The sequence below is a fragment of the Jiangella mangrovi genome, assembly GCF_014204975.1.
Classification (GTDB): Bacteria; Actinomycetota; Actinomycetes; order Jiangellales; family Jiangellaceae; genus Jiangella; species Jiangella mangrovi.
In genome coordinates this window covers 4,771,179-4,796,224 of the sequence record NZ_JACHMM010000001.1, presented here as the reverse complement: position 1 = coordinate 4,796,224, position 25,046 = coordinate 4,771,179, and the positions used below count along the sequence as shown (strand labels likewise).

The following is a 25,046-nucleotide window of genomic DNA, read 5'->3' as shown; positions in this document are numbered from 1 at the left end:
GTGTACCTAGGCCGCGTCGGCTCTCACCGCGTCGGCGATGCGGCGGGTGGCGCGGCTGGCACGCTGGCGGGCGGCGGCCCAGGTGAGGCCGTGGCGTTCGGCGGCGGCCTTGCCGCCCGGCCGGCCGGCGGGCGGCGCGTAGATGTCGACGAGGAGGGTGGCCTCGTCGTGCGTGACCGTGCCGTTGCCGACCGCCCAGGCGAGGAGCTCGAACAGCTCGAGGTCGGGTGGGGAGTCGGTGGCGGCCGCCGGGTGCAGGTCCTCGGGACCGGCCGGGGTCTCGTGGCGCTGGTGGGCCAGCTCGTCGACCGTGAGCCGGAGGGTGTCCATGGCGATGTTGGCCGCGACCTTGACCGGCCGCCGGGCGACGGGGTAGCTCGCGACGACCGTCCAGAGCGCCGTGACCGCCGCCTGCTCGAGGGCGGCCCGCGAGTCGCGGCCGGCGTGCGTGGCGGCGATGCGGACCGCCTTGCCGAGCATGAGCTGGAACACCGACCGCAGCGCGAGCGCGTCGCCGTCCTGTCCTCGGCGCAGCAGCGCGAGGAGCACGCCGTCGGCGTCGCGGCGGACCGCGAGCTCGAGGTCGGCCGGCGCGGTGACCGACGGGATCCGCCAGCGGGCGACGGCGTGGGCGGAGGCGGGGGCGGCGCAGAGCCGCGCCCACTCGGCGTTCAGCTGCCCGACGAGGCTGTCGTCGCTGCGGCGGGCCGGGCCGGCGACCGGGGCGGGGGCTGGGGTCGTGATCACGGTCCCACACTCGCGTCCGACCCTTGCCCGCAAACTTGCCCGCAGGCCGTGCGCGCGGATCAGAACGGTTGCCCGAGTGGTTGGACCAGTTGCCCGGATGGTCTGGCGCGCGGATGCGGCGGCCGGCCGTCCACAGCCAGAACGAGTTCGCCGACTTGTCCACATTCCGGGGATTCGATCTTGAAAGTGGGCCGCCGATCGAAGGAGGGTCGAGGCATGACGAAGACACGAGCAGACAAGCGCCGCGCCAAGCGGCGAGCCGCCCACAGCCACCGTGGCACCGGCCCGGCCCTCTTCACCGACCTGCACCGCGACTACCTCATCGCGGCGATGTTCGCCGAGCAGGACGGTGACCTCGTCGACGCGCTCGAGTGCCTGCGAAGAACACCGCATCGGCGGGGCAGCGGCTGGGAGAAACAGGTGGCCGACCTGGTGACGCTCGGCGATCGGGCCGAGCCGTGGCAGTGGGCGCGGTTCGCCGTCGCCGCGGCGCAGCGGTGGGTCGCGGGCGTCCCGAGCCCCATGGCGGCGCGGATCGAGCGCGAGATCTGCGCCGGCGCCGGCGATGTGGGCGACCTGGGCGAGCCGAACGATCCGGCGCTGCCCTGGCGCACCCGCGCGCTGCAGATCACGCTGTCGCGCACGGTCGCCGACTCCCTGCTCTTCGACGAGCTCCTGCTCGAGCTGTTCCTGGTGCGGGTCGCGCCCGAGCTGGAGCGGCGGGCCGGTGGCGGGCGCGACTGGGCGATGGCGCCGGGACGCGTCTACGAGATGGGCGAGGTGACGGGGGTCGAGCTGACGGTGCGCGACCGGGCTGCGGGGGAGCGGCGGGTGGTGCGGCACCTCGGCGAGGCGCTGGGCGCGGCACCCGGGTCGTTGGTCTACGGCCGGCTGCTCGATGTGCCCGGTGTGCCCGGCTCGCCGGCGACCGTCTTCGCGAGCACGCCGCTCGTGGTCGACGAGCCGGCGGCCCAGCGGCTGGAACGCCTGATCGCCGAGGACACGCACGACCTCGCCGAGTGGGGCGGCGCGCTCGGCGCGGCGGCGCGCTCCGGCGCCGCGCACCTGCCGCCTCCGCCGGACATCGAGGGGGAGCCGGCGGCCGGCGTCCGGCTGCTCATGGAACAGGGCCTCGACCGCCTGGCGGCCGAGCGGTTCGCGCTCATCCAGTCGCTCGTCGCGATGCACGCGATCGACCCCGGTGCCACGCCGGTCATCGCCCATCACGCCGCGGAGGCGTTGGCGGACCCGGCGGTCGAGGCCGAGGTGCGGCGACGGCTGGCGGGGCCGGCCTACGTCGAGCTGTGGCTGTCGCTCGCGGCGGCGGCCAACGGCCTGGACCGCGAGCGGTACCTCGCGCTGGCCGACGCCGAGGCGGCGACACCGGTCCCGGAACGGGAACCCGGCCGATGACGACGACCGACCAGGGTGGGAGGTGATCGACGGCATACGCGAGACTTGGCGCATGACGTTGCGGGTTGCGGTGATCGGCGCGGCCGGTCGCATGGGGCAGCAGGTGTGCCGGGCGGTCGAGGAGGCCGCCGACCTCGAGCCGGCCGGCCGGTTCGACGTGGGCGACGACCTCGGCGATCTCGGCGGGGCCGACGTGGCCGTCGAGTTCACGGTGCCGGGCGCGACGCTGGCCAACGTGCTGCACTGCGTCGAGCGGGGCGTGCACGTGGTGGTCGGCACGACCGGCTGGACCGACGAGTCGTTGCACCAGGTCCGGGCGGCGCTCGCCGTGCAGCCGAAGGTGGGCGTGCTCATCGCGCCGAACTTCGCCATCGGCGCGGTGCTCACCATGCGGTTCGCCGCGCAGGCGGCGCGGTTCTACGAGTCCGTCGAGGTGATCGAGCTGCACCACCCCGACAAGGTCGACGCGCCCAGCGGGACGGCGGTGCGCACCGCCGAGGTCATCGCCGAGGCACGCCGGGCCGCCGACGTGCCGCCGGCGCCCGACGCGACGGCGAGCGGGCTCGACGGCGCCCGGGGCGCGCGGGTCGACGGCGTGCCGGTGCACGCGGTCCGGCTGCGCGGGCTGGTGGCGCACGAGGAGGTGCTGTTCGGGTCGGCCGGCGAGACGCTGACGATCCGGCACGACTCCTTCGACCGCGAGTCCTTCATGCCGGGCGTACTGGCCGGCGTGCGCGGCGTCGTCGACCGGCCCGGGCTGACGGTCGGGCTCGAGGAGATCCTCGACCTGTGAGCACGGGCGAGCGCGCGGGGACCGGTGAGCGCGGGCAGCTCGGTCAGCTCGGGCGGTTCGGCGGGTGTGTGCGGGCTGGCGAGTGCGCGCGGACCGGTAGCTCGAGCGGGTCGGTGGGCGTGGGCGGGCTGGCGGGCGCGGGCGGGTCGGCGGGCGCGGGCGGGTCGGCGAACGTGCGGGCAGGCCGGTGAGGGGCGAACGGCGCGACCGGGTGTGGGCCGCCGGCATGGCGGTCCTCGTCGGGGCGCTGCTGGTGCTGGTCGTGTGGCGCGGCGTGCTGCTCCTCGCGTCCGGGACGGTCGCCGGTGCGGGCATCGGGGTCGCGGTCGTGGTGATCGCGGTCGTCGGCGCCTGGGTGCTGTGGCGGTCGGTGCGGTTCGGGCTGCACATGCAGACGCTCGCCCGCGAGCTCGAGGACGAGGGCGGTCTGCCGGTCGACGACCTGCCGCGCCGGCCCAGCGGCCGGGCCGAGCGGGGCGCCGCCGACGAGCTGTTCGAGCGCCGCCGCGCCGAGGCGGAGGCCGACCCGGAGGACTGGCGCGTCTGGTTCCGGCTGGCGCTGGCCTATGACGACGCGGGCGACCGGTCGCGGGCCCGCGAGGCCGCCCGGCGCGCGATCGCCCTGCACGGCTGAGCGCGAGGGTCTCGGCCGGCCCAGGCGTGCGGCCGGCGGCGCCTGCCTCACGGCGGGACGGCTGACGGCGGGACGGCTGACGGCGGGGTGCCTGATGGCGGGGTGCCTGATGGCGGGGTGCCTGACGGCGGGTGGTCGCTCGCCGCGCGCGACCAGACCTCACCCGGCGCGGGAGCACCTCACCCGTCCGAGGACCGGATCGGGTCCGGACACGTGCGGGCACGTGTCCTCACGCGAGTGCGGTGTGCTCCGGGCGGGCGAGGCCGGCGGCGGCTCCGAACCGACTGGTCCGTCCCGCGTTCTCCGATCACTTCTCGCCGGGATTGAAATCCGGCAAGGTAGGGGGGTCACACGGGGGCGGGTGCTGAGGAGGACGGGTGATGGGTGTGCAGCGGAGCAGGCGGACGGCGGCAGTGGCCCTCGTCGGGACGATCGCCCTCGCGGGAGCCGGACTCCTCGCGCCGGCCCAGGCCGCCGAGGGCCCACACCGGCACCAGGGCAGTCCACCGCCCAAGCAACCCACGGCCGTCGGAGCCGGGGGCGCCGTCGCCACCGTCGACGCCGACGCCACGGAGGCCGGCCTCGAGGTGCTGCGCCGCGGCGGCAACGCCGTCGACGCCGCCGTCGCGGCGGCCGCGGCCCTGGGCGTCAGCGAGCCGTTCTCGTCCGGCATCGGCGGCGGCGGGTTCTTCGTCTACTACGACGCGAGGTCCGGTGAGGTCAGCACGCTCGACGGCCGCGAGAGCGCCCCGGCGACGGCTACCGAGCAGCGGTTCATCGACCCCGCGACCGGGGCGCCGCTCGCGTTCGCCGACGCCCGGGTCAGCGGCCTCTCCGTCGGCACGCCGGGCACGCTCGCGACCTGGGACGAGGCGCTCGACCGCTGGGGCCGGCGCAGCCTCGCCCGCAATCTGGCGCCCGCGATCGAGCTGGCCGAGGACGGGTTCGTCGTCGACCAGACCTTCCGGTCGCAGGTCGAGGGCAACGCCGCCATCTTCGCCGACTTCCCGGCCTCGGCCGAGCTGTACCTGCCCGGCGGTGCTCCGCCCGCCGTCGGCACGGTGCTGCCGAACCCCGACCTCGCCGACACCTACCGGCAGATCGCCCGGCACGGCATCGACGAGTTCTACGAGGGGCCCATCGGCGCCGAGATCGCCGCCACCGTCCAGGATCCGCCGGTGCGCGACGGCGCGACCCGCACCGTCCGCCCCGGCGACCTGACGACCGCCGACCTCGCCGGCTACGAGGTCATCGAGCGCGAGCCGACCCTCGTCGACTACCGCGGCTTGCAGGTGTACGGCATGCCGCCGCCGTCGTCGGGCGGGTCGACCGTCGGCGAGGCGCTGAACATCCTCGAGAACTTCGAGCTCGGCGCCATGGACGAGGCTCAGGCTCTGCACCACTACCTCGAGGCGACGGCGCTCGCCTTCGCCGACCGCAACCGTTACGTCGGCGACCCCGACGTCATCGACGTGCCGCTGGACGAGCTGCTGTCGCAGGAGTTCGCCGACGAGCGCGCCTGCCTCATCGACCCCGACGCGGCCGCGCCGAAGCCGGTCGCGCCCGGTGTCCCCGACGGCGACTACGGCGGCTGCGCGACGGCGGCCGACCCGGTCGCCGTCGCCGATGAAGGCTCGACGACGCACCTGACGACGGCCGACCGGTGGGGCAACGTCGTCGCCTACACGCTCACCATCGAGCAGACCGGCGGCAGCGGCATCGCCGTCCCGGGCCGCGGCTTCCTGCTGAACAACGAGCTCACCGACTTCAACTTCGCCCCGACCCAGGGCAGTGCGCCCGACCCGAACCTGCCCGGCCCGGACAAGCGGCCGCGCTCGTCCATGGCGCCGACCATCGTGCTCGACGGCGACGGCGACCCCCTGCTGGCGGTCGGCAGCCCCGGCGGCGCGACGATCATCGGGACGGTCCTGCAGACGCTGGTGAACCGGATCGACCTCGGCATGGACCTGCCCGAGGCGCTGGCCGCGCCGCGGCTGTTCCAGCCGAACAGCGCCAACACGTCGGCCGAGCCCGCCATCGACGGCGGCCCGCACGGCGCGCTCCTCGAGGGCGAGTTCGGGCACACGCTCGCGCCGACGGCGGAGATCGGCGCGGCGACCGGCATCGAGTTCCTCGGCAAGCACCAGCTCCAGGCCGTCGCCGAGCCGGTCCGCCGTGGCGGCGGCAGCGCGGGGGTCGTCCGGCCCCGACGCTGACCCCGGAACCGACGCTAGGGGAGGAGCGGGCGCATGAACGTCCGCTCCCATCGGACGACGCACCCGGTCTCGTCGCGGAACGCGTCGATCGCGACGAAGTCCGGGTGCACCCCGAACAGCTGCCGGTACTCCTCGTAGGCGGCCAGGCTCGGGAAGCTGAACAGCGCCAGGGCCTGGTCGCTTGCCCCCTCGGCGGGCAGGAAGTACCCGTGGTGTGACCCGCCGTGTGCGTTGACGAGCTCGATCCAGCGACGGCTGAAGTGCTCGAACTCCGGGGTCTTGGCGGGATCGATGGTGTAGGTGACGACACAGGTGATCACGCGGGCGACCCTACGTCAGCGCGCGCAGCACCGCCGTCGTCACCGCGGCGACGATGATCACGACGAGGAACGACTGCCGCAGGATCAGCGCGACGACGCCGGCCGCGACCGCCGCGAGCAGCCGCAGGTCGAGACCCAGGCTCCCGGCCGAGTCGAACAGCTCGACGGCGACCAGCGCGGCCAGCATGGCCACCGGCAGCATGGCCGCCACCCGCTGGACGTCGTCGCGCTCGAGCACCGACGCCGGCAGCGACACGCCCGCCAGCTTCAGCGCGTAGCAGCCGAGCGACGCGACCACGACCGCGACCCAGACCCCGGTCATCGGGCCGCCTCACGGCCGGTGCGGCCGGCGCGACCAGGGCGTCGCGGCAGCAGACCGGCGACGACGGCGATCGGCGCGGCCGCGAGAACGGGGACGCCCGCCGGCACCAGCGGGATCAGGGCCGTCGCCACCAGCGCACCGCCCGCCGCCACCACCCGCCCCTCCACCGTCCGCAGCCGGGGCCACAGCAGTGCCAGGAAGGCCGCCGGGATCATGGCGTCGAGGCCCAGCGTCTCGGGCTCGCCGATGGCCGACCCGCCCAGCGCGCCCACCAGGGTCCCGGCGTTCCACAGGATGAACAGCAGCACGCCGGTGGTCCAGAACGCGTACCGCTGCGACTCCGGCTCGTCGTGTCCGACCGCCATGGCCGTCGTCTCGTCGATGACCAGCTGCGCCGTGACCAGCCGCCGCGGCCCGGAGAGCGACCGCCGGCCGAGGATCCGGGTCAGCGGGACCCCGTAGAACGCGTTGCGCACGCCGAGCAGCAGCGCCGTGGGGACGGCGGCCAGCCCGGCGCCGCCGCTGCCGATGACGCCGACCAGCGCGAACTGCGACGCGCCGCTGAACATGACGAGGCTGAGCACCATGGTCTGCCACACGTTGAGGCCCGACGCGACCGAGACGGCGCCGAACGAGGCGCCGAAGGCGGCGGCGTAGGCGGCGATGCCGGCGGCGTCGCGCCGGATCGCGCTGCGCGATTCCTGACCGCGCGATTCCTCACCCATGCGGGCAGACAGTACTCATCCGGACCGACAGTCATGAACCCGGTTCCGCATCGCGATACCGGTACGCTGGCCGCGTGCTGTTCCAGAAGCGTTTCTGGGCGGGCATCGCCGACGGCACGGTGACGCTGGCGTTCCGGCGGTGGGCCCGCCAGCAGGTGCTGCCCGGCCGCCCGTACCGCACGCCGGCCGGCCGCATCGAGGTCACCGCCGTCACGGTCGTCGACCCGGCGTCCATCAGCGACGACGACGCCCGCGCGGCCGGGCACCCGGACGCCGCGAGCCTGCTGGCCGACCTCCCCGGCGACCCCGCCAACCCGACCTACCGCATCGAGTTCCACCCGGCGACCGACGCCGACCCGCGGGCCGAGCTGGCCGCGGGCGGCGACCTCGACGCCACGGAGATCGAGACCATCACCAAGCGCCTCGACCGCCTCGACCGCGCCTCGTCCTACGGCGCCTGGACCCGCGAGACGCTGCGCCTCATCGAGCAGCACCCCGAGCGCCGGGCCGGCGACCTCGCGGACCTGGTGGGCCGCGAACGGGCGCCGTTCAAGCTCGACGTGCGCAAGCTGAAGAACCTCGGGCTGACGCAGAGCTTCCCCATCGGCTACCGCATCTCGCCGCGCGGCCGCGCCTACCTCGACGCCGTCGAGGACTGACTCACCGGCGCGGCTGGTCCGACGGCCCCACGTGGTCGTCGAGCCACTGCTTCAACGGCTCCAGCTCGCGCCACGCCTCGGCGACCCGCACGGCCGCGGACGGCGTGTGCAGCCAGTCCGGCGCGCCGAAGTCCCGCCAGCCGACCAGCGTCTTCTGCCGGAGCAGGTCGATGCGCGGATGGTCGGCGTCGTAGCCGCGCGGCCGGGTCTTCAGCGCCTCGCCGTCGACCACGAATCCGGCGTCGCGCGCCGTCTCGACGATCTCGACGAGCGCCTCGCCACGCCGTGAGTCGTCGACGGCGGCTCGGTAGCGGGCGACCTGGTCCGACGCCATCTGGTAGTAGCCGGCGGCGATGAACATCCCGGCCGCGCTGACGTGCACGTAGTGCCCGCCGACGGAGAGGCCCTGCTGCGTCTTGTACGGGGTCTTGTCGGCGGCGAAGCGGACGTCGCGGTAGGGCCGGAAGAGCCGGACGGTGCCGAACTCGGGGGACAGCTCGTCGGCCAGCGCCCGCATGGGGTCGCGGACGGACTTCTCGTAGACGTGCTTGTGCGCGGTCCAGAACGACTTGGTGTTGTCGTTCTCGAGGTCCTCGTAGAAGTCCAGCGCCTCGACCGGGATGCCTGCGAACGTCACGACGCCGCCCCCGAATCCGGCGACTCGTCCGACAGCGACGTGTGCAGCCGCACCTGCCGCAGCGTCGCCGACCCGTCGCCGGTGAGGTCGAGCGTGCGGTGCGCGGAGTCGGGCGCCCAGCCGGCCGGCTCGAGGAACCCGCGCAGCGCGTCGTCGCCCACGACCAGCCAGATGCGGGCGCGGGTGAACCCGTCGGCGCGCAGGGTGTCGGCGACGGCGGCCAGCAGCCGCGAGCCGTGGCCCTCGCCGAACGCGGCCGGGTCGACGTGGAAGGCGACGATCTCGCCGTCGGCGGGCTGGGCGTCGGGGTCCTCGGACGGCGCCGTGGCCGCGAATCCGACCACGCGGCCGGCCTCGAGCGCGACGAGCACGCGGTGGCGGGCCGACGGCGGACGGGTGACGGCCTCGCGCCAGGCGGCCGCGAACGACGGAGCGTCGACGTCGGCGAGCAGCGCGGGCGGCAGCAGGGAGCCGTAGGACGCCGTCCACGCCCGGGCCTGCACGGCACCGATGGCGTCGGTGTCGGCGGCCCAGGCGAGACGGACGGAACGATCGGCGACGATGGGCGGCTCGGACACCCGCCCAACGATACGACTCCCCGATCCTGCGGGAGCGCTACGCCCCGGTCTTCGCGTGGTACGGGCACTCCGCGGGGACGGCGTCCTCCTGCGGCGGCGTCCAGCCGGTGCCGGCCAGGAACCCGGGCAGCACCGTCGAGTCGTCGTAGTAGCGGTGGTAGACCGGCGACGTCGTGCCGGACATCGGCGGCACCACCCACGACCACTCGGCGTGCGCGGGGCGTCCGGCCCGCTCCTCCTTGTCGACGAAGCGCATGAACATCTCCGACTCGGTGTGGTGGTCGGCGATCTTCGCGCCCGCGACGTCGAACGAGTGCAGCACGGCGCGGTTGATCTCGACCAGGACGCGGTCCTTCCAGAGCGACCGGTCGTTGTCGACGTCGAGGCCGAGCAGCCGGCCCACCTGCGTCATGCGGTCGTAGCGGTCGGCGTCGACGAGGTTGCGCGAGCCGATCTCCGTCCCCATGTACCAGCCGTTGAACGGCGCCGTCGGGTAGGTGATGCCGCCGATGCGCAGCGGCATGGAGGAGATCGCCGGGACGGCGTGCCACTTGAGGTCCAGCTCGGCGAACCAGGGGTACTCCGGGTGGGACAGAGGTACCTCGAGGACGGCGTCGCCGGGGATGTCGAACAGTCGGACGCCGTCCTCGGGGGTCTCGATGGCGAGCGGCAGCACGTCGAAGTCGGTGCCCTTGCCCGACCAGCCCAGGCTCTCGACCCAGCGGGTGAACTCCGCCTGGGCGGGGTCGCCGATGACCGACTCCATGCCCTGGTAGCCGGCGTAGCGGACCAGCTGGCTGTTGCGCAGCCGCGGCGCGGGCCGGCCCGGCTGGTCGGGGGCGAAGAGGGTGAGGACCGGCCTGATGCGCCCGTCGTTGGTGGCGACGCGCAGATGCTCGACGCACTCGGCGGCGACGCCCTCGGCGGTGCGGACACTGCGGCGGTCGCGCACGATCAGGCTGCGCCAGTAGAGCCGGCCGATGCAGCGGTTGGCGTTGCGCCAGGCCACGCGGGCGCCGAACTCGAGCTCCTCGGTGGTGTGGCCGAACGTGCCCCGGCGGCCGAACTCGACCAGCGCCTCGCTGAAGCGCTCTTCGGGGTCGGGAGCGTGGGGGTTCTCAGCGGCGTGCTGGCGGAAGAACGCCTCGGCTTCGCTGAGATCGACGGAGTGGATCGGAACGTCCGGAAGGCCCGGATGGTGATGCGTCCCATCGGTCGTCACAGGGTCAGCTCCTCCGCTGTCGCAGGTGGCGTCTCGCCGTCGATGCGTGATGCGGACATTTCCGGCAAGCCGCCCCGAACATGATCATCCTGCCGGGAAAATGACGCACCGTCACGGATGATCTCAGAAGGCGGACGGCGCCGTCTGCCGTTCCGGCGAATCCATCCGGACCCGCCGAAGTCGTCCGGAACCGGACGCCGTCGAGCCGCCAGGCAATGCCGCAGCTCATCGCCTATATCTGGACAAACCGGACAACATGACCATGAGTGAGGTCGTGAGAAGAGTCTCACGCGTCACAGAGACACCCTCCGTGACGGCCGTCACGCTGAGTAACGAGGCGTGGCTGCCGGGCCGATATTCGGTGGACCCGAGGCGTCCGGACGGCGAGTGTGGAGGCATGACGCAGAACGGCTCACGGACGGCGCTCGGCCGGGTCCTGCGCCGGGTCGAGAACGACGGCGGCGACGGCGTGCTGGCCGCGCTGGCGGGCCTGCCCGGCGCCGACCTCACCACTCTGCAGCTCGAGCTCGCCCGCCGCCGGGCCGCCGCGCTGTCGCCGGCCGACGTGCTCGCGCAGTACCGCCGCGACCGGTTCACCGCGCCGTCGCCGGTGCCGTTCCGTGCCCTGCGCCGGGTCGAGGACGCCCTGCTCGACGCCGTCGCCGCGCAGCCGGAACCGGCCGACGTCGTCACGCTGGCGCCGCTGGCCCCGCTCGGCACCCACTCCGTGCTCGCCACCGTCGACCAGAACAAGGTGGTCACCACTGCCCGCGGCACCGACGTCGCCGCCGACCCCACCAACGCACTGGCGCTCGAGGCCGCCGTCCGCCGCCGGGCCGCCGCGCCGCGCGACGTGGTCCGGCTGGCCGCCGTCCAGCGGGTCGTGCGGGCGCAGTTCGTCGACGCGGCCGGCATGTTCGCCCACTTCTCCCTGTTCGCGCAGGTCACTGCCGGCCGCGACCCCGGCGGCCGGAGCTTCGAGCGGGCCGCGCTGGCCGAGCAGCTCAGCGTCGTCACCCGGGCTCTCGACGGGCTGGGTGCCGACGGCGTCGAGGTGCGGCTGACCGTGCTCGACCCGGCGTTCCGGGCCGTGGCCGACGGCGTGGCCGGAGCCGGCGCCGTCGACGACCCCGATCGCGCGACCGGCCGCGGGTACTACGAGGGCCTGTGCTTCAAGGTCGTGGCCCGCTTCGGCGGCGGGGAGCCACAGGAGGTCGGCGACGGCGGGTTCGTCGGCTGGGCCCGCGACCTGCTCAGTAACGGCAAGGAGCGGCTGCTCATCAGTGGCCTGGGCGTCGACCGGCTGGCGTCGTTCTCGTGACGCGGCGGCGGACGCAGCGCGGCCGAGGTGTTACACCCGGCCAACAGGGATGCTGGACAGGTGTCACATCGGGACCTAGCCTGGAACCATGGCGGGTACCGACGAACGAGAGGCGGCGTTCTACGCGATCGTCGACTCCGACGGGCGCATCGAGCCGCGTGACGACATGCCCGAGGCGTACCGGAAGACGCTGATCCGGCAGATCGCCCAGCACGCGCACTCCGAGATCATCGGCATGCAGCCCGAGGGCAACTGGATCAGCCGCGCGCCGAGCCTGCGCCGCAAGGCGATCCTGCTGGCCAAGGTCCAGGACGAGGCCGGTCACGGGCTCTACCTCTACGCGGCGGCCGAGACCCTCGGCGTCTCGCGCGACCAGGTGCTCGAGCTGCTGCACACCAAGCGGCAGAAGTACTCGTCGATCTTCAACTACCCGACGCTGACGTGGGCCGACGTCGGCGCCATCGGCTGGCTGGTCGACGGCGCCGCCATCACCAACCAGGTGCCGCTGACGCGCTGCTCCTACGGCCCGTACGCCCGGGCCATGGTCCGCATCTGCAAGGAGGAGTCGTTCCACCAGCGGCAGGGGTTCGAGTCGCTGCTGACCCTCACCCGTGGCAGCGCGGCGCAGAAGGCGATGGCGCAGGACGCGCTGGATCGCTGGTGGTACCCGAGCCTGGCCATGTTCGGCCCGCCCGACACCGGCGAGCAGGTGAGCGGCGGGCACACCGAGCAGTCCATGCGGTGGGGCATCAAGCGGTTCAGCAACGACGAGCTGCGACAGCGGTTCGTCGACATGACGGTGCCGCAGTCCGAGGTCCTCGGGCTCACCATCCCCGACCCGGACCTGCGCTGGAACGACGAGCGCGGCCACTACGACTTCACCGCCCCCGACTACGACGAGCTGTTCCGCGTCATCAAGGGCGACGGCCCCTGCAACGCGCAGCGGCTGGCGCACCGGGTCGCGGCGCACACCGACGGTGCCTGGGTGCGCGAGGCGGCCGCCGCCTACGCCGCCAAGCAGCGCGCCAAGACGCGGACGGAGGCAGCGTGACCAGCGCCGAGTGGCCGCTCTGGGAGGTCTTCGTGCGGGCCCGGCGCGGGCTGTCGCACATGCACGTCGGCAGCCTGCACGCGCCCGACGCCGCCATGGCCGTCCGCAACGCCCGCGACGTCTACACCCGCCGCGGCGAGGGCGTGTCGATCTGGGTCGTCCCGTCCGACCAGATCACCGCCAGCAGCCCCGAGGAGAAGGACGCCTTCTTCGACCCCGCCGCCGACAAGGTCTACCGGCACCCGACCTTCTACGAGATCCCGGCCGAGGCGAAGCACCTGTGACCGGACTCCAGCCGCAGCCGTACGCCCTCGCCCTCGGCGACGACGCCCTCGTCCTGGCCCAGCGGCTGGGCGAGTGGGTCGCTCGCGCGCCGGAGCTCGAAGAGGACGTCGCGCTGGCCAACATCGCGCTCGACCTGCTCGGCCAGGCCCGCACGCTGCTCACCTACGCCGGCGAGCTCGAGGGCGCGGGCCGCGACGAGGACGCGCTGGCGTACTGGCGCGACGACCGCGACTTCCGCAACGTGCTGCTGGTCGAACTGCCGGGCGGCGACTTCGCGCAGACCATGGCCCGGCAGCTGGTCTTCGCCGCCTACCAGTACGAGCTGTACGACCGGCTGCGCGCCGGCGCCGACGAGACGCTGGCCGCCGTCGCGGGCAAGGCGGTCAAGGAGGTCCACTACCACCGCGACCACGCCACCCAGTGGGTGCTGCGCCTGGGCGACGGCACCGACGAGAGCCGCCGCCGCATGGTCGCCGCCCTCGACGCCGTCTGGCCGTACGCCGACGAGCTGTTCGAGCCGTTCGACGGTGCCGGCGTCGACCCGGCCGGCCTGCGCGAGCCGTGGACGGCGTACGTCGGGTCCGTGCTGGCCGAGGCCGGCCTCGCCGTCCCGGAGCCGGACGGGCGCCGCAGCGGTGGCCGCCGCGGCCTGCACACCGAGCACCTCGGCTACCTGCTCGCCGAGATGCAGCACCTGCACCGCTCGCACCCGGGGGCGACGTGGTGAGCGCCGTGCGCGAGGTCGTCGCCGCGGTCCAGGACCCGGAGCTGCCGGTCGTCACGATCGAGCAGCTCGGCATCCTGCGCGACGTCCGGGTCGACGACGGCGGCCACGTCACCGTCGACATCACCCCGACCTACTCCGGCTGCCCGGCCATGGACGCGATCCGCGCCGACATCGAGTCCGCACTGGCCGAGTACGGTATCCACAGTGTCGACGTCCTGACAGTGCTGGCGCCGGCCTGGACGACCGACTGGATCACCCCGGACGGCCGAGCCGCCCTCCAGGACCACGGCATCGCGCCGCCCGGACCGGCCGCGCACGGCACCGTCACCGCCCTCACCCTCTCCGTCCGCTGCCCGCACTGCGGCTCGCCCGACACCCGCGAGCTGTCCCGGTTCGGCTCGACGGCGTGCAAGGCGCTCTGGGTCTGCCGGTCCTGCCAGGAGCCGTTCGACCACATGAAGGCGCTATGACGGTCACCCAGTCGCAGCCGACCCGCCGGCACTCCGTCACCCATCGGCTCCGGGTGGCGGCGGTGGAGGCGCTCACGCCCGACGCCGTCGCCGTCACGTTCGCCGTCCCCGCCGAGCTGGCCGAGGACTACGACTTCGCCGCCGGCCAGCACGTCAACGTCACCCTGCCCGGCGGCGACGGCGTCAGGCGCAGCTACTCGATCTGCTCGCCCGCGGGGTCGGGAGTGCTTCGCATCGCGGTGAAGCGGATCCCGTCGGGCGTGTTCTCCTCGCACGCGCTGACGACGCTGGCGGCCGGCGACGAGCTGGACGTCATGACGCCGGCCGGCCGGTTCACGCCGTCGTTCCACCCGGAGCAGGCCCGGCACTACGCCATGGTCGCGGCCGGCAGCGGCATCACGCCGGTGCTCTCGATCGTCGCGACGGCGCTGGACACCGAGCCCGACAGCCGGGTCACGCTGCTCTACGGCAACCGCACGTCGTCGTCGGTGATGTTCCTGGACGAGCTGGCCGACCTCAAGGACCGCCACCCGGGCCGGCTGCAGCTGGTGCACGTGCTGTCGCGCGAGCCGGGGACGACGGAGCTGCTGTCGGGGCGGCTCGACGGCGACCGGCTCGGCCGGCTGCTCGACACCCTGCTGCCGCCGGACACCGTCGACGACTGGTACCTGTGCGGGCCGTACGAGCTGATCACGACCGCGAGGCACGTGCTGGCCGGCCGCGGCGTCGACCGCGCGCACGTCCACGCCGAGCTGTACCACGTCGGCGACCCGCCGCCCGCCGTCCGCAAGGAGGCTCGCGAACAGGCCGTGACCTGCGCCGTCACCGCCGTGCTCGACGGCCGCCGTACCGCCGTCACCGTCGACGACCCGGACGAGACCGTGCTCGAGGCGGTCCTGCGGGTCCGCAACGACGCGCCGTTCGCCTGCAAGGGCGGTGTCTGCGGCACCTGCCGGGCCAAGGTGCTCGACGGCGCCGTCACCATGGAGCGCCGCTACGCGCTCGAGGACGACGAGGTCGAGGCCGGCTACGTGCTGACTTGCCAGTCGCACCCCACCACGCCCACCCTCGAGGTCGACTACGACGCCTGACCCGCCCGCCCGGCCAGCCCGTTCTCGTACGCGGCGATGACCAGCTGGGCGCGGTCGCGGGCGGCCAGCTTGGCCAGCAGGTGACCGATGTGCGTCTTCACCGTCTTGACCGAGATGAACAGCGCGGCCGCGATCTCGTCGTTGGACAGCCCGGACGCCACCAGCGCCAGCACCTCGGTCTCGCGCTCGGTCAGCACGTCCAGCCGCGGGCGGTCGCGCTCGGGTCCGGCGGGGCGCTCCAGGTAGTGCTCGACCAGCCGGGTGAGGATGCTCGGCGCGAACAGCGACTCGCCCGAGGACGTGCGCCGGACCGCGTCGAGCAGCTGGTCCGGCCGGGCGTCCTTGAGCAGGAAGCCGCTCGCCCCGGCCCGCAGTGCGGCGTACACGTACTCGTCCAGCTCGAACATGCTGAGCACCAGCACCCGGACGGCGGCGAGCGCGGGATCGCCGGTGATCCGCCGGGTCGCCTCGATGCCGTCGCCGCCGGGCATGCGGATGTCCATCAGGACAACGTCGGGCCGCAGCTCGCCGGCCAGCTCGACCGCCTCGCCGCCGGTCGCGGCCGTCCCGGCGACGGCGAGGTCCGGCGCGGCGTCGAGCAGCAGCGCCAGACTGTGCCGCAGGAGCGGCTGGTCGTCGGCGACCAGCACCCGGATCGGCTCCGGCGCGGTGGTCACGGTCGGGCTCCGTCGGGGAGGCGCGCGACGACGGCGAACCCGGCGCCGTCGGGGCCGGCGTCGAGGACGCCGCCGATCGCCGTCACCCGTTCCCGCAGGCCGTCGAGCCCGTGCCCGGCGCCGGGCCGCGGCTCCCAGCCCGCGGCGGGACCGTCGTCGGCGACCGTCACCGTGACCGCACCGCTGCCGCCGTCGTCGCTGCGCACGACCACCCGCGCCGTGGTCGGGCCGGCGTGCCGGGCGGTGTTGCTCAGCGCCTCGCGGACGACCGCGCACACGGTGAGCTGCACGCCGGGGGAGACGCCGTCCAGGGACGGCAGGTCGAGGGTCGCGTCCAGTCCGGCGCCGCGGGCCGCCGAGACGAGACCGGGCAGGTCGGCCAGCGACTCCGCCGGGCGCAGCGCCGCCGCCGAGTCGGGGGTGCGCAGGACCGTCAGCATGCGGCGCAGCTCGGTGGTGGTCTCGCGGCTGACCGCCTCGATGTCGGTCAGCGCCCGCGCCTGCTCGGCGCGCCCGTCCGGGCCGGAGAGCCGGGCGGCGACGGCGGCCCGGACGGTGATCAGGCCGAGGCCGTGCGAGACGAGATCGTGCAGGTCACCGGCGATGCGCAGCCGCTCGGCCTGGGTCGCCCGCTCGCCGGCCCAGGACGCCAGCCGGTCCTCGTGGGCGCGGCGTTCGCGGCGGGTGCGCAGCACGGCCCACCCGGTCACCAGCACCGCGATGCCGACGACGACCAGTGGCAGGACCCGCGCCGTCGAGCCCTGGACGCCGACGGTCATGAGCGCCGCGACCAGCAGGGCGAGCAGCGCCCAGGCCACCGGCCAGGCCCGCGAGCGCCAGGTCGGCCGGCCGGTCTCCATGCCGCGAGTCTAGGGACGGCGCCGGCTGCGGGCATCGGACCGTGGTCCGAGCGACCGTGGCCCGATGACAGCCCGGCGCCGCTCGGCTGACATGGGCGCATGCTCTCTATCGACGATGTGGTGAAACGCCGCGGCGCCCGCGAGGTGCTCTCCGGCGTGACCTTCCGGGCCGAGCCGGGCCGGGTGACCGCCTTCCTCGGACCGAACGGCGCGGGCAAGTCCTCGACGCTGCGGATCCTGCTCGGGCTGGACCGGCCGACGTCGGGCCGGGCGCTGGTGGACGGCCGGCCGTACGCGTCGCTGCCGCGGCCGCTGCGCGTGGTGGGGTCGGTGCTGGACGGGTCCGGGGCGCACAGGTCCCGCTCGGCCCGGCAGCACCTGGCCTGGGTGGCCCGCAGCAACGGCATCCCGCGGCGCCGGGTCGGCGAGGTGCTGGAGCAGGTGGGCCTGGCGGACGCGGCGCGGGTGCGGGCCGGACGGCTGTCGCTCGGCATGGGGCAGCGGCTGGGCCTGGCCGCCGCGCTGCTGGGGGAGCCGCCGGCGCTGGTGCTGGACGAGCCGGTGAACGGGCTGGACCCCGAGGGGATCCGGTGGATCCGCCGGCTGCTGCGCGCGCACGCCGACGCCGGCGGGACGGTGTTGCTGTCCAGCCACCTCATGGCCGAGGTCGCGGAGCTGGCCGACGACCTGGTGGTCATCGCCGCCGGCCGGGTGGTCGCCGCCGGGCCGCTGGACCGCGTCACCGCCGGGCACCCGACGCTGGAGGACGCCTTCTTCGCGCTGACGGGAGGGACCTCGTGACCGCCGTCGCGGATGCGTTCTCGGCCGAGCTGCGCAAGGTGCTCACCCTGCCCGCCACGCTGGCAGCGCTGGCGGTCGCTGTGCTGGGACCGGTCGCGCTGGCCGCGCTCACCGCGTCAAGGGATCCGGGCGGGTCGGCGGCGGAGGCGGCGCTGGACGCGGGGCCACTGGTCATGGTCGGCGCGATCGTGCTGGGCGTCGTCGCCGTCAGCAGCGAGTACGCCGCAGGCCGGCAGATCGCCTCGACGCTCGCCGCCGTGCCGCGCCGCGTGAGCGTGCTGGCGGCGAAGGCGGCGGTCGTCGCCGGCCTGGTCGCGGCCGCGGCGGCCGTCGCGTTCCCGGCCGCGCTGCTCGCCGCACGCCTGGTCGCCGGCCCCGGGCCGGACGTGGACCGCGTGCTCGGCCGGGCCGTCGGTGGTGGCGTCTACGCCGTCCTCACCGCGCTCATCGCGCTGGCGATCACCGTGTTCGCCCGCGGCGGCGTGGTCCCGCTGGTCGTGCTGATCGCGAACGGCTCGGTGGTGTCGGTGTCGTTCCTGCTGTACCGGGCGACGCCGCTCGCGCGGTACCTGCCCGACCTCGCGGGCATGCGGATGCTCGCCGGGGAGGACCGGCTGGCGATCGACGACGCGCTCGGCCCGGTGACCGGCGGGCTGGTCATGGCCGCGTGGACGGCCGCGCTGCTCGCTATCGCCGCCGTCGTGCTGGCGCGCCGCGACGCCTGACCCGTCGGAGCGCCCCGGTACAGTCGCGGGGTGGTGCTCAAGGCGGAAGCGATCCTGCTCGACCTCGACGGGACGCTGGTCGACTCGACCGACTCCATCGCGCGCTGCTGGCTGCGCTGGTGCCGGCAGTTCGAGGTCGACCCCGCCCGGCTGGCCGACGCGCACGGGCGCACCACCGCCGACATCGTCGCCGACCTGCTGCCCGGCCACCGGGTCGCGGCCGCCATGGCCCGCATCGACGAGCTCGAGATCGAGGACGCCGGCACCGTCCGCCCCATGCCCGGGGCGGCCGAGCTGCTGGCCGCCATCCCGGCCGGGCGCCGCGCCGTCGTCACCTCCGGAAACGCCGTCCTGGCCGCCGCCCGCATGAGCGCCGCCGGGCTGCCCGCTCCCGCCGTCGTCGTCACCGCCGACGACGTCATCCGCGGCAAGCCGCACCCGGAGCCGTACCTGCTCGGCGCCGAGCGGCTCGGGTTCGAGCCGGCCCGGTGCGTCGTGGTCGAGGACGCGCCCAGCGGCATCGCGGCGGCGCGGGCGGCCGGCATGGCCGTCGTCGGCATCGCCTCGACGCACGAGGCCCGCCGGCTCGAGGCCGACCTCGTCGCCGACAGCCCGGCGCAGGTGCGGGTCGACGGAACCGGCCCGCTCCTCGTGGACGTCGTAGTCGAGTGAACGAGCTCCTCGTCCAGCACCAGCCGTGGAGCCGGCAGCAGCGCCGCCGCGTCTTCTGGCCGGTCCTCGGCCTGGTCGCGGCGGCCATCTGCGCCGTCGCCGTGGTCGGGCTGGCGGTCGGCGACCTCGAGCCCGCCACCGTCGCCACCGCCACGCTGTTCGCGCTGCTCCCGGTCGTCGTGGTCGTCGGGGCGTTCCTCTGGCTGGACCGCTGGGAGCCCGAGCCCGGCCGGACCATGCTGGCGGCGTTCCTGTGGGGCGGCGGCGTCGCCACCCTGGGGGCGCTGGTGGTGAACTCCGTCGTCGCGGTCACCTACGGCGAGTACACGTCGTCGGTGGTCTCGGCGCCGTTCGCCGAAGAGGCGCTCAAGGGCGCGTTCCTGGTCGGCCTGCTGTGGACGCAGCGCCACGAGCTGGACGGGCTGGTCGACGGCATCGTCTACGCGGGGCTGGTGGCGGCCGGGTTCGCGTTCGTCGAGAACATCCTCTACCTGGGCCGGGCGTTCGACACCGCCTCGATCGACGGCTACACGGTGTTCGTCGTGCGCGGGGTGTTCTCACCCTTCGCCCACCCGCTGTTCACCGTGTTCATCGGCATCGCGGTGGGCATCGCGGCGCAGCGCCGGTCGGTGGGCGCGCGGATCGTGCTGCCGTTCCTCGGGTACCTGCTGGCCGCCGGGCTGCACGCGCTGTGGAACGCCTCGGCGCTCTGGGACGACGACGGCAGCGGCTTCATCGCCGTCTACGTCGTCGTCATGGTGCCGCTGTTCGCCGGCATGCTGAGCATCGCACTCTGGCAGCGCCGCCGCGAGCAGCGGGTCATCGCGGCGCGGCTGGGCGAGTTCGTGCAGGCCGGCTGGATCCCCTGGTACGAGCTCGAGCTGCTGTCGACCATGCGCAGCCGGCGGCGCTGGATCACGGCCATGAAGACGCAGTACGGGCGCGACGCCGCCCGCGCCGTCCGCACCTACCAGGGGTCGGTCACGGAGCTCGCGTTCCTCGTCACCCGGCTGCGCCACGCCCGCGCCGACGAGCAGGACGACCCCCGGCTGGCCGAGCTGCTCGCGGCGGTCACCAGGACCCGCGCCCACGCCGTCGCCCTGACCAGCACCGGACGGTGAGGCAGGTCGGTCCGGGGGGCCGGATCACGGTAGCCTTTGTCCATGCCTGACGAGCTCTTCACCCTCGCCGCCGCCACCACGGGTGCGCCGGCGGCCGCACCGTTCGGCCGCATGTCGGTCGCCATGGTCACGCCGTTCCTCGACGACGGCGGTCTCGACCTCGAGGGCACCGCCGCCCTGGCGGAGAAGCTCGTCGACCAGGGCTGCGACGGCCTCGTGGTCAGCGGCACCACCGGTGAGAGCCCCACCACGTCCGACGCCGAGAAGGACCTCATCCTGCGGGCCGTGCTCGAGGCCGTCGGCTCGCGCGCCCGCGTCGTCGCCGGCGTCGGCACCAACGACACCCGCCACACCAGCGAGCTCGCGCAGGCCGCGCAGAAGGCCGGCGCGCACGGGCTGCTGCTGGTCACGCCCTACTACAGCCGGCCGCCGCAAGAGGCGCTCTACCAGCACTTCGTCGCCGTCGCGTCGGCCACCGACCTCCCGGTCATGCTCTACGACATCCCCGTCCGCACCGGGGTGCCCATCGCCACCGAGACCCTGCTCCGGCTGGCCGAGCACGACCGCATCGTCGCGGTCAAGGACGCCAAGGGCGACGTGTTCGCCTCGTCCGAGGTCATCGCCCGCAGCGGACTGGCCTACTACTCCGGCGACGACGCCCTCAACCTCGCGCTGCTCACGCACGGCGCCGTCGGCGTGGTCAGCGTCGTCGGCCACGTGGCGGCCGCCCAGTACGCGCAGATGATCCGCGCCGTCGACTCCGGCGACCTGCGCCGGGCGCTCGACCTGCACCGTCAGGTCATCCCGGCCGTGCGCGGCATCATGACCCGAACCCAAGGAGCCATCATGGCCAAGGCCGCCGTCCAGCACCTGGGCGTGATCCGGCACCGCACGGTCCGCTCGCCCCTCATCCCCGCCACCGACGAGCAGGTCGCGCTGCTGCGCGCCGACCTCGCCGAGGCGGGGCTCGCATGAGCCATCCGCACCCCGAACTCTCCACGCCCCCTCCGCTCGCCCCCGGCGCGCTGCGCCTCGTCCCGCTCGGCGGGCTGGGCGAGGTCGGCCGCAACATGACCGTGTTCGAGCACGGCGGGCGGCTGCTGATCGTCGACTGCGGCGTGCTGTTCCCCGAGGACAACCAGCCCGGCGTCGACCTCATCCTCCCCGACTTCGAGTACATCCGGGACCGTCTCGACGACGTCGAGGCCATCGTCCTCACGCACGGGCACGAGGACCACATCGGCGCCGTCCCGTTCCTACTGCGCGAGAAGCAGGACATCCCCGTCGTCGGGTCCCGGCTCACCCTGGCGCTGGTCGAGGCGAAGCTCAAGGAGCATCGCATCGACGCCTACCAGCTGCAGGTCAAGGAGGGGCAGACGGAGCGGTTCGGCCCGTTCGAGGTCGAGTTCCTCGCCGTCAACCACTCCATCCCCGACGCGCTGGCGCTGGCCATCCGCACGCCCGCCGGCGTCGTGCTGCACACCGGCGACTTCAAGATGGACCAGCTGCCGCTCGACGGCCGGCTGACCGACCTCAACGGGTTCGCCCGGCTCGGCGACGCCGGCGTCGACCTGTTCATGGTCGACTCCACCAACGCCGAGGTGCCCGGCTTCACCCCGCACGAGCGCGACATCGCCGACGTCCTCGACGGCGTCTTCGCCCGCGCGCCGCGCCGTGTCGTGGTCGCCTCGTTCGCCAGCCACGTCCACCGCGTGCAGCAGGTCCTCGACGTCGCCGTCGCGCACGGCCGCAAGGTCGCCTTCGTCGGCCGGTCCATGGTCCGCAACATGGGCATCGCCCGCGACCTCGGCTACCTCACCATCCCCGGCGGCACGCTGGTCGACCTCAAGTCGATCGACAACCTGCCGCCCGAAGAGGTCGTGCTCATGTCCACCGGGTCGCAGGGCGAGCCCATGGCGGCGCTCTCGCGCATCGCCAACCGCGACCACCCGGCCATCCGCATCGAGCCCGGCGACGTCGTCGTGCTGGCGTCGTCGCTCATCCCGGGCAACGAGAACGCCGTCGGCCGCGTCATCAACGGCCTCACCCGCGAGGGCGCCACCGTCGTGCACAAGGGCAACGCCAAGGTGCACACGTCCGGGCACGCCTCGGCCGGCGAGCTGCTGTTCGTGTACAACCTGGTCAAGCCGCGCAACGTCATGCCGATCCACGGCGAGACCCGGCACCTGTTCGCCAACGCCGACATCGCCGTCGCCGCCGGCGTGCCGCGCGACCGCGTGGCGCTGGCCGAGGACGGCGTCGTCGTCGACCTCGTCGACGGTGTCGCCCGCGTGGTGGGTGCGGTGCCGTGCGGCTACGTCTACGTCGACGGCTCCAACGTCGGCGGCGTGGCCGAGGCCTCGCTCAAGGACCGCCGCATCCTCGGCGAAGAGGGCTTCATCTCCGTCGTCGTGGTGGTCGACTCCGTCACCGGCAAGGTCACCGGCGGCCCCGAGATCCACGCCCGCGGGTTCGCCGAGGACGAGTCCGTCTTCGACGACATCCGGCCCGAGCTCATCACCGCGCTCGAGAAGGCGGCCGAGGGCGGCAACGCCGACACCTACCAGCTGCAGCAGACGGTGCGCCGCACCATCGGCCGCTGGGTCGGCGGCCGGCTGCGCCGCCGCCCCATGATCATCCCGGTGGTCGTCGAGTCCTAACGGGCCCGGCCGGGATGGTTGAGGGATAGGTGTCGCCTGAGCAGCACCGATCCCTCAACCATCGCTCACGCCGCGTCGGCGGCGGCCTCGCCCAGTGCGGCGAGGATCCGCCGCCAGCCGTTGCCCATGATCGTGCGCGACAGCTGGGCGGCGGGGGAGTCCGGGTCGAAGCCGCGGTGGGTGAAGAGCAGCCGGGTCCCGCGTCCTTCGGGGCGCAGCGCGAAGCTCACCACCCAGCCCGACGGCTCGGGCGCCGCGGCGTCGTCCCAGCTGAAGCTGATCAGCTCCGGCTCGACCAGCTCGAGCACCTCGCAGGCGACGGTGCCGGAGAAGCCGACCGCCTCGATCGGCTTGGCCGTCATGGTGAACCGGGCGCCGACCCGCGGCTCGAAGCCGTCGGGCGGCATCAGCCAGCGGGCCAGCAGCTCCGGCGCCGTCAGCGCCCGCCAGACCAGCGCCGGCGGGTGCGGGTAGAACTGGTCCAGCTCGATCTCGGTGCGGGTCACGCGTCGCCACCCTCGCTCAGGTCGTCGAGCACGTCGCCGAGGTCGGTGAGCCGGGCCCGCCAGTACCGCTCGTAGGGCGAGAGCCAGTCGCGGACGCCGACCAGCGGCTCGGCGTGCACGGCGTAGTAGCGGTGCCGGCCGCGCTGCTCCTCGCGGACGAGGTCGGTGTCTCGGAGCACGCGCAGGTGCTCCGAGACGCTCGGCCGGGCCATGTCGAACCGCTCGGCGATGTCCTGCACCGTCTGCTCGCCGTCGAGCAGCAGGTCGAGGATGTCGCGGCGGGTCGGGTTGGCCAGCGCGCCGAACAGCCGGTCGGCCGGCGACGACTTGCCTCGCTGCGGCACGGGCGCGAACCCCGTCAGGCCGCGGGCGCGGACAGCACGTAGCCGTTGCCGTCCGGGTCGGCGAACGTGGCCTGGCGTCCCCAGGGCAGCTCCGTGGGGCCGTCGACGGTGACCCCGGCGGAGCGCAGCCGGTCGACGTCGGCGTCGAGGTCGGACGAGGCCAGGATGGTGCCGGCCGACGAGCCGGCCGTGGCGCCGGGGAACGGGCGGTGCAGCACGATCGTCGTCGCAGCGCCGGGCGGGGCGACCTCGAGCCAGCGGTTGTCGCCCATGGCGACGTCGGTGCGGACCTCGAAGCCGAGCACGTCGGCGTAGAAGGACCGGGCCCGCTCCTGGTCGTCGACGAACACGGTCAGCGTCTGGATCTGTGTCAGGCTCATGCCCCGAACCATAGGTAGGAAAAATCCTACGTGTCAACCGTTCATGCCTCCGCGCATGGGCCGCGGGCCTGTCCCGGCCGGAGGTCGCGGCCCTAGCCTCGGTGACGGGCGGAGGAGGTGTGCGGTGCGGTCTGCCGGTGTCGCGGTGCTCGCGCTGAGCGCGTTCGTTCTGGCGGGCTGCGGCCTGCTGGGCGACGACGGCGACGGCGGCGCCGTGGGCGTGCTCGACATCGAGGCCGGCCAGTGCTTCACCGCTCCGGGCGAGGTGCAGGCCGAGCTCACCGAACTGGCCGGCGTGCCGTGCGACAGCGAGCACGACCAGGAGGCGTACGCCGTCGTCGCCTACACGGGGCCGGACGGCGAGGCGGCCGACGCGTTCCCGGGGGCCGACGCGCTCACCCGGTTCGCCGACGGCGCCTGCGCGGAGGAATTCGGCGAATACGTCGGCACGAACTATCTGGATTCGGCGTTGTTCTTCACCTATCTGCTCCCGTCCGTGCGCGGCTGGGAGGACGGCGACACCGATGTCGTGTGTTTCGTGACCACGACGGGCGAGAAACTGGACGCCTCGGTGCGCGACTCCGGAATGTAGGCGCAATTCGCGAGGGAGAGACGACATGGGCGCTCCGCAGGTGGTCGACTCCGCCCAGATCATGTGCACGTTCGGCTCCGCGCCGTCGTCGCTCGGGGTGCTGCCACTGGCCCGGGTGATGGTCGAGGGCCGGCCCGCCGCCACCGTCGACGACGCCGTTCCGCTGGTCAACATCCGGCCGTTCGGCACCTGCCTCACCTTGGCGAATCCCATGGTCGCAGCCGCAACGAGCGCCGCGATGGGCGTGCTGACGCCGCAGCCGTGCATCCCGGCGACGTCGAGGTGGCTGCCCGGCTCGCCCTTGACGCGAGTCGGCGGGCGGAACGCGCTCACCGTCGCGTCGACCTGCACCTGCCAATGGGGCGGGGTCATCGCCGTCACGCAGCCGGGAAGCGTGCGCACCACGTCCTGACGAGAATTCCCGGTCCATGCGCGCGTGCATGTTCCGAGGGAATTCCGAATCGCCGGAGCAGTGGCCGAGAATGGTGCCTCGTACG

32 protein-coding genes are annotated in these 25,046 nt (G+C 74.1%); 20 read left to right on the top strand and 12 right to left on the bottom strand.

The features are described from left to right. Positions 1-6 precede the first annotated feature (6 nt). Positions 7-747 (bottom strand): hypothetical protein, encoded by a 741-nt coding sequence (locus HD601_RS22120; RefSeq protein WP_184825516.1) that lies wholly within the window; start codon positions 745-747, stop codon positions 7-9. A gap of 216 nt (positions 748-963) precedes the next feature. Here HD601_RS22120 and HD601_RS22115 point away from each other — a divergent pair, with 216 nt between their 5' ends. From HD601_RS22115 to ggt, 5 genes are all read left to right on the top strand, one after another. Further along, entirely contained in the window at positions 964-2,160 is a 1,197-nt protein-coding gene (locus HD601_RS22115) for a hypothetical protein (RefSeq protein ID WP_184825514.1), read from the top strand. A 52-nt stretch (positions 2,161-2,212) separates the two neighbouring features. Continuing rightward, positions 2,213-2,953 carry a 4-hydroxy-tetrahydrodipicolinate reductase gene (dapB, locus tag HD601_RS22110; RefSeq protein ID WP_184825512.1) on the top strand — a complete coding sequence of 247 codons (741 nt, stop codon included), beginning with the start codon at positions 2,213-2,215 and terminating at the stop codon, positions 2,951-2,953. After that, positions 2,950-3,144, top strand: coding sequence for a hypothetical protein (locus HD601_RS22105; protein WP_184825510.1), 195 nt, complete (start codon positions 2,950-2,952; stop codon positions 3,142-3,144). Before dapB ends, HD601_RS22105 begins: the two co-directional genes overlap by 4 nt. Then, positions 3,141-3,587, top strand: a complete 447-nt coding sequence (locus tag HD601_RS22100) for a hypothetical protein (protein ID WP_343076438.1) — start codon at positions 3,141-3,143, stop codon at positions 3,585-3,587. Before HD601_RS22105 ends, HD601_RS22100 begins: the two co-directional genes overlap by 4 nt. A 380-nt stretch (positions 3,588-3,967) precedes the next feature. Beyond that, complete coding sequence (gene ggt / locus HD601_RS22095) at positions 3,968-5,803, top strand: gamma-glutamyltransferase (protein WP_184825508.1); 1,836 nt, start codon at positions 3,968-3,970, stop codon at positions 5,801-5,803. Positions 5,804-5,817: 14 nt separating this feature from the next. On the opposite strand, the gene HD601_RS22090 is transcribed toward ggt, so the two are convergent. From HD601_RS22090 to HD601_RS22080, 3 genes are read right to left on the bottom strand one after another with little or no spacing between them, the layout of a single operon-like run. Beyond that, positions 5,818-6,123 (bottom strand): NIPSNAP family protein, encoded by a 306-nt coding sequence (locus HD601_RS22090; protein ID WP_184825506.1) that lies wholly within the window; start codon positions 6,121-6,123, stop codon positions 5,818-5,820. 10 nt (positions 6,124-6,133) lie between these two features. Next, a complete protein-coding gene (locus tag HD601_RS22085; RefSeq protein ID WP_184825504.1) occupies positions 6,134-6,445 on the bottom strand; it encodes an AzlD domain-containing protein in 312 nt (103 codons plus the stop codon). Further along, positions 6,442-7,170 (bottom strand): AzlC family ABC transporter permease, encoded by a 729-nt coding sequence (locus HD601_RS22080; RefSeq protein ID WP_184825502.1) that lies wholly within the window; start codon positions 7,168-7,170, stop codon positions 6,442-6,444. Before HD601_RS22080 ends, HD601_RS22085 begins: the two co-directional genes overlap by 4 nt. Positions 7,171-7,244: 74 nt before the next feature. Here HD601_RS22080 and HD601_RS22075 point away from each other — a divergent pair, with 74 nt between their 5' ends. Further along, positions 7,245-7,829: an ASCH domain-containing protein gene (locus HD601_RS22075; protein ID WP_184825500.1), complete on the top strand. Its 585-nt coding sequence runs from the start codon at positions 7,245-7,247 to the stop codon at positions 7,827-7,829. A 1-nt stretch (position 7,830) separates the two neighbouring features. On the opposite strand, the gene HD601_RS22070 is transcribed toward HD601_RS22075, so the two are convergent. Genes HD601_RS22070 through HD601_RS22060 form a run of 3 tightly spaced genes read right to left on the bottom strand, consistent with a single transcriptional unit; the run spans position 7,831 to position 10,266 of the window. Then, the gene (locus HD601_RS22070; protein WP_184825498.1) at positions 7,831-8,466 is read right to left on the bottom strand and encodes a TIGR02453 family protein; all 636 of its coding nucleotides are present in this window, start codon (positions 8,464-8,466) and stop codon (positions 7,831-7,833) included. Next, entirely contained in the window at positions 8,463-9,044 is a 582-nt protein-coding gene (locus HD601_RS34115) for a GNAT family N-acetyltransferase (protein WP_184825496.1), read from the bottom strand. Before HD601_RS34115 ends, HD601_RS22070 begins: the two co-directional genes overlap by 4 nt. 37 nt (positions 9,045-9,081) lie before the next feature. Beyond that, positions 9,082-10,266, bottom strand: coding sequence for a nitric oxide synthase oxygenase (locus tag HD601_RS22060; protein ID WP_221441202.1), 1,185 nt, complete (start codon positions 10,264-10,266; stop codon positions 9,082-9,084). A gap of 397 nt (positions 10,267-10,663) precedes the next feature. Between HD601_RS22060 and HD601_RS22055 the strand changes: the two genes are divergently transcribed. The 6 genes from HD601_RS22055 (at position 10,664) to paaE (ending at position 15,211) form a co-directional block, all read left to right on the top strand. Further along, positions 10,664-11,587 carry a hypothetical protein gene (locus tag HD601_RS22055; protein ID WP_184825488.1) on the top strand — a complete coding sequence of 308 codons (924 nt, stop codon included), beginning with the start codon at positions 10,664-10,666 and terminating at the stop codon, positions 11,585-11,587. An 88-nt stretch (positions 11,588-11,675) separates the two neighbouring features. Continuing rightward, complete coding sequence (paaA, locus tag HD601_RS22050) at positions 11,676-12,638, top strand: 1,2-phenylacetyl-CoA epoxidase subunit PaaA (RefSeq protein ID WP_184825486.1); 963 nt, start codon at positions 11,676-11,678, stop codon at positions 12,636-12,638. Then, the gene (gene paaB / locus HD601_RS22045) at positions 12,635-12,922 is read left to right on the top strand and encodes a 1,2-phenylacetyl-CoA epoxidase subunit PaaB (RefSeq protein ID WP_184825484.1); all 288 of its coding nucleotides are present in this window, start codon (positions 12,635-12,637) and stop codon (positions 12,920-12,922) included. Before paaA ends, paaB begins: the two co-directional genes overlap by 4 nt. Continuing rightward, positions 12,919-13,650, top strand: a complete 732-nt coding sequence (gene paaC, locus HD601_RS22040) for a 1,2-phenylacetyl-CoA epoxidase subunit PaaC (RefSeq protein WP_184825482.1) — start codon at positions 12,919-12,921, stop codon at positions 13,648-13,650. Before paaB ends, paaC begins: the two co-directional genes overlap by 4 nt. Then, the gene (paaD, locus tag HD601_RS22035; protein WP_184825480.1) at positions 13,647-14,120 is read left to right on the top strand and encodes a 1,2-phenylacetyl-CoA epoxidase subunit PaaD; all 474 of its coding nucleotides are present in this window, start codon (positions 13,647-13,649) and stop codon (positions 14,118-14,120) included. Before paaC ends, paaD begins: the two co-directional genes overlap by 4 nt. Beyond that, the gene (gene paaE, locus HD601_RS22030; protein ID WP_184825478.1) at positions 14,117-15,211 is read left to right on the top strand and encodes a 1,2-phenylacetyl-CoA epoxidase subunit PaaE; all 1,095 of its coding nucleotides are present in this window, start codon (positions 14,117-14,119) and stop codon (positions 15,209-15,211) included. Before paaD ends, paaE begins: the two co-directional genes overlap by 4 nt. Here the strand turns inward: paaE and HD601_RS22025 are convergent. Together HD601_RS22025 and HD601_RS22020 are read right to left on the bottom strand one after the other, a co-directional pair. Next, the gene (locus HD601_RS22025) at positions 15,199-15,888 is read right to left on the bottom strand and encodes a response regulator (protein WP_184825476.1); all 690 of its coding nucleotides are present in this window, start codon (positions 15,886-15,888) and stop codon (positions 15,199-15,201) included. The two genes, paaE and HD601_RS22025, sit on opposite strands and share 13 nt — an antisense overlap. Further along, positions 15,885-16,748: a sensor histidine kinase gene (locus HD601_RS22020; protein ID WP_184825474.1), complete on the bottom strand. Its 864-nt coding sequence runs from the start codon at positions 16,746-16,748 to the stop codon at positions 15,885-15,887. Before HD601_RS22020 ends, HD601_RS22025 begins: the two co-directional genes overlap by 4 nt. Before the next feature lie 99 nt (positions 16,749-16,847). Between HD601_RS22020 and HD601_RS22015 the strand changes: the two genes are divergently transcribed. From HD601_RS22015 to HD601_RS21990, 6 genes are read left to right on the top strand one after another with little or no spacing between them, the layout of a single operon-like run. After that, positions 16,848-17,549, top strand: coding sequence for an ABC transporter ATP-binding protein (locus HD601_RS22015; protein WP_184825472.1), 702 nt, complete (start codon positions 16,848-16,850; stop codon positions 17,547-17,549). Then, the gene (locus HD601_RS22010; RefSeq protein WP_184825470.1) at positions 17,546-18,274 is read left to right on the top strand and encodes an ABC transporter permease; all 729 of its coding nucleotides are present in this window, start codon (positions 17,546-17,548) and stop codon (positions 18,272-18,274) included. Before HD601_RS22015 ends, HD601_RS22010 begins: the two co-directional genes overlap by 4 nt. Positions 18,275-18,304: 30 nt before the next feature. Further along, positions 18,305-18,946, top strand: a complete 642-nt coding sequence (locus HD601_RS22005) for an HAD-IA family hydrolase (protein WP_184825468.1) — start codon at positions 18,305-18,307, stop codon at positions 18,944-18,946. Further along, positions 18,943-20,067 carry a PrsW family glutamic-type intramembrane protease gene (locus HD601_RS22000; RefSeq protein WP_184825466.1) on the top strand — a complete coding sequence of 375 codons (1,125 nt, stop codon included), beginning with the start codon at positions 18,943-18,945 and terminating at the stop codon, positions 20,065-20,067. Before HD601_RS22005 ends, HD601_RS22000 begins: the two co-directional genes overlap by 4 nt. 42 nt (positions 20,068-20,109) lie before the next feature. Next, positions 20,110-21,042 (top strand): 4-hydroxy-tetrahydrodipicolinate synthase, encoded by a 933-nt coding sequence (gene dapA, locus HD601_RS21995; RefSeq protein ID WP_184825464.1) that lies wholly within the window; start codon positions 20,110-20,112, stop codon positions 21,040-21,042. Further along, the gene (locus HD601_RS21990) at positions 21,039-22,727 is read left to right on the top strand and encodes a ribonuclease J (protein ID WP_184825462.1); all 1,689 of its coding nucleotides are present in this window, start codon (positions 21,039-21,041) and stop codon (positions 22,725-22,727) included. Before dapA ends, HD601_RS21990 begins: the two co-directional genes overlap by 4 nt. Positions 22,728-22,792: 65 nt before the next feature. Here the strand turns inward: HD601_RS21990 and HD601_RS21985 are convergent, their stop codons facing one another. The 3 genes from HD601_RS21985 to HD601_RS21975 are packed head-to-tail and all read right to left on the bottom strand — an operon-like array spanning position 22,793 to position 23,957. Further along, positions 22,793-23,233: an SRPBCC domain-containing protein gene (locus HD601_RS21985; protein ID WP_184825460.1), complete on the bottom strand. Its 441-nt coding sequence runs from the start codon at positions 23,231-23,233 to the stop codon at positions 22,793-22,795. Then, positions 23,230-23,577: a metalloregulator ArsR/SmtB family transcription factor gene (locus tag HD601_RS21980; protein ID WP_184825458.1), complete on the bottom strand. Its 348-nt coding sequence runs from the start codon at positions 23,575-23,577 to the stop codon at positions 23,230-23,232. The genes HD601_RS21985 and HD601_RS21980 overlap by 4 nt, the downstream gene beginning before the upstream one ends. A gap of 14 nt (positions 23,578-23,591) precedes the next feature. Continuing rightward, a complete protein-coding gene (locus HD601_RS21975) occupies positions 23,592-23,957 on the bottom strand; it encodes a VOC family protein (protein ID WP_184825456.1) in 366 nt (121 codons plus the stop codon). Positions 23,958-24,081: 124 nt separating this feature from the next. On the opposite strand from HD601_RS21975, the gene HD601_RS21970 reads away from it, so the two are divergent. Both HD601_RS21970 and HD601_RS21965 read left to right on the top strand, forming a co-directional pair. After that, complete coding sequence (locus HD601_RS21970) at positions 24,082-24,549, top strand: septum formation family protein (protein WP_221441201.1); 468 nt, start codon at positions 24,082-24,084, stop codon at positions 24,547-24,549. 25 nt (positions 24,550-24,574) lie between these two features. Beyond that, entirely contained in the window at positions 24,575-24,961 is a 387-nt protein-coding gene (locus HD601_RS21965; RefSeq protein ID WP_184825452.1) for a DUF4280 domain-containing protein, read from the top strand. Positions 24,962-25,046: the final 85 nt, after the last annotated feature.

What these genes read in the sequence shown, in the direction of transcription:
- HD601_RS22115 (WP_184825514.1), top strand. Translation starts at nt 964, where the DNA reads ATGACGAAGACACGAGCAGACAAGCGCCGCGCCAAGCGGCGAGCCGCC.
- dapB (WP_184825512.1), top strand. Translation starts at nt 2,213, where the DNA reads ATGACGTTGCGGGTTGCGGTGATCGGCGCGGCCGGTCGCATGGGGCAG.
- ggt (WP_184825508.1), top strand. Translation starts at nt 3,968, where the DNA reads ATGGGTGTGCAGCGGAGCAGGCGGACGGCGGCAGTGGCCCTCGTCGGG.
- HD601_RS22085 (WP_184825504.1), bottom strand. Translation starts at nt 6,445, where the DNA reads ATGACCGGGGTCTGGGTCGCGGTCGTGGTCGCGTCGCTCGGCTGCTAC.
- HD601_RS22080 (WP_184825502.1), bottom strand. Translation starts at nt 7,170, where the DNA reads ATGGGTGAGGAATCGCGCGGTCAGGAATCGCGCAGCGCGATCCGGCGC.
- HD601_RS22055 (WP_184825488.1), top strand. Translation starts at nt 10,664, where the DNA reads ATGACGCAGAACGGCTCACGGACGGCGCTCGGCCGGGTCCTGCGCCGG.
- paaA (WP_184825486.1), top strand. Translation starts at nt 11,676, where the DNA reads ATGGCGGGTACCGACGAACGAGAGGCGGCGTTCTACGCGATCGTCGAC.
- paaE (WP_184825478.1), top strand. Translation starts at nt 14,117, where the DNA reads ATGACGGTCACCCAGTCGCAGCCGACCCGCCGGCACTCCGTCACCCAT.
- HD601_RS22020 (WP_184825474.1), bottom strand. Translation starts at nt 16,748, where the DNA reads ATGGAGACCGGCCGGCCGACCTGGCGCTCGCGGGCCTGGCCGGTGGCC.
- HD601_RS22015 (WP_184825472.1), top strand. Translation starts at nt 16,848, where the DNA reads ATGCTCTCTATCGACGATGTGGTGAAACGCCGCGGCGCCCGCGAGGTG.
- dapA (WP_184825464.1), top strand. Translation starts at nt 20,110, where the DNA reads ATGCCTGACGAGCTCTTCACCCTCGCCGCCGCCACCACGGGTGCGCCG.
- HD601_RS21990 (WP_184825462.1), top strand. Translation starts at nt 21,039, where the DNA reads ATGAGCCATCCGCACCCCGAACTCTCCACGCCCCCTCCGCTCGCCCCC.
- HD601_RS21975 (WP_184825456.1), bottom strand. Translation starts at nt 23,957, where the DNA reads ATGAGCCTGACACAGATCCAGACGCTGACCGTGTTCGTCGACGACCAG.
- HD601_RS21965 (WP_184825452.1), top strand. Translation starts at nt 24,575, where the DNA reads ATGGGCGCTCCGCAGGTGGTCGACTCCGCCCAGATCATGTGCACGTTC.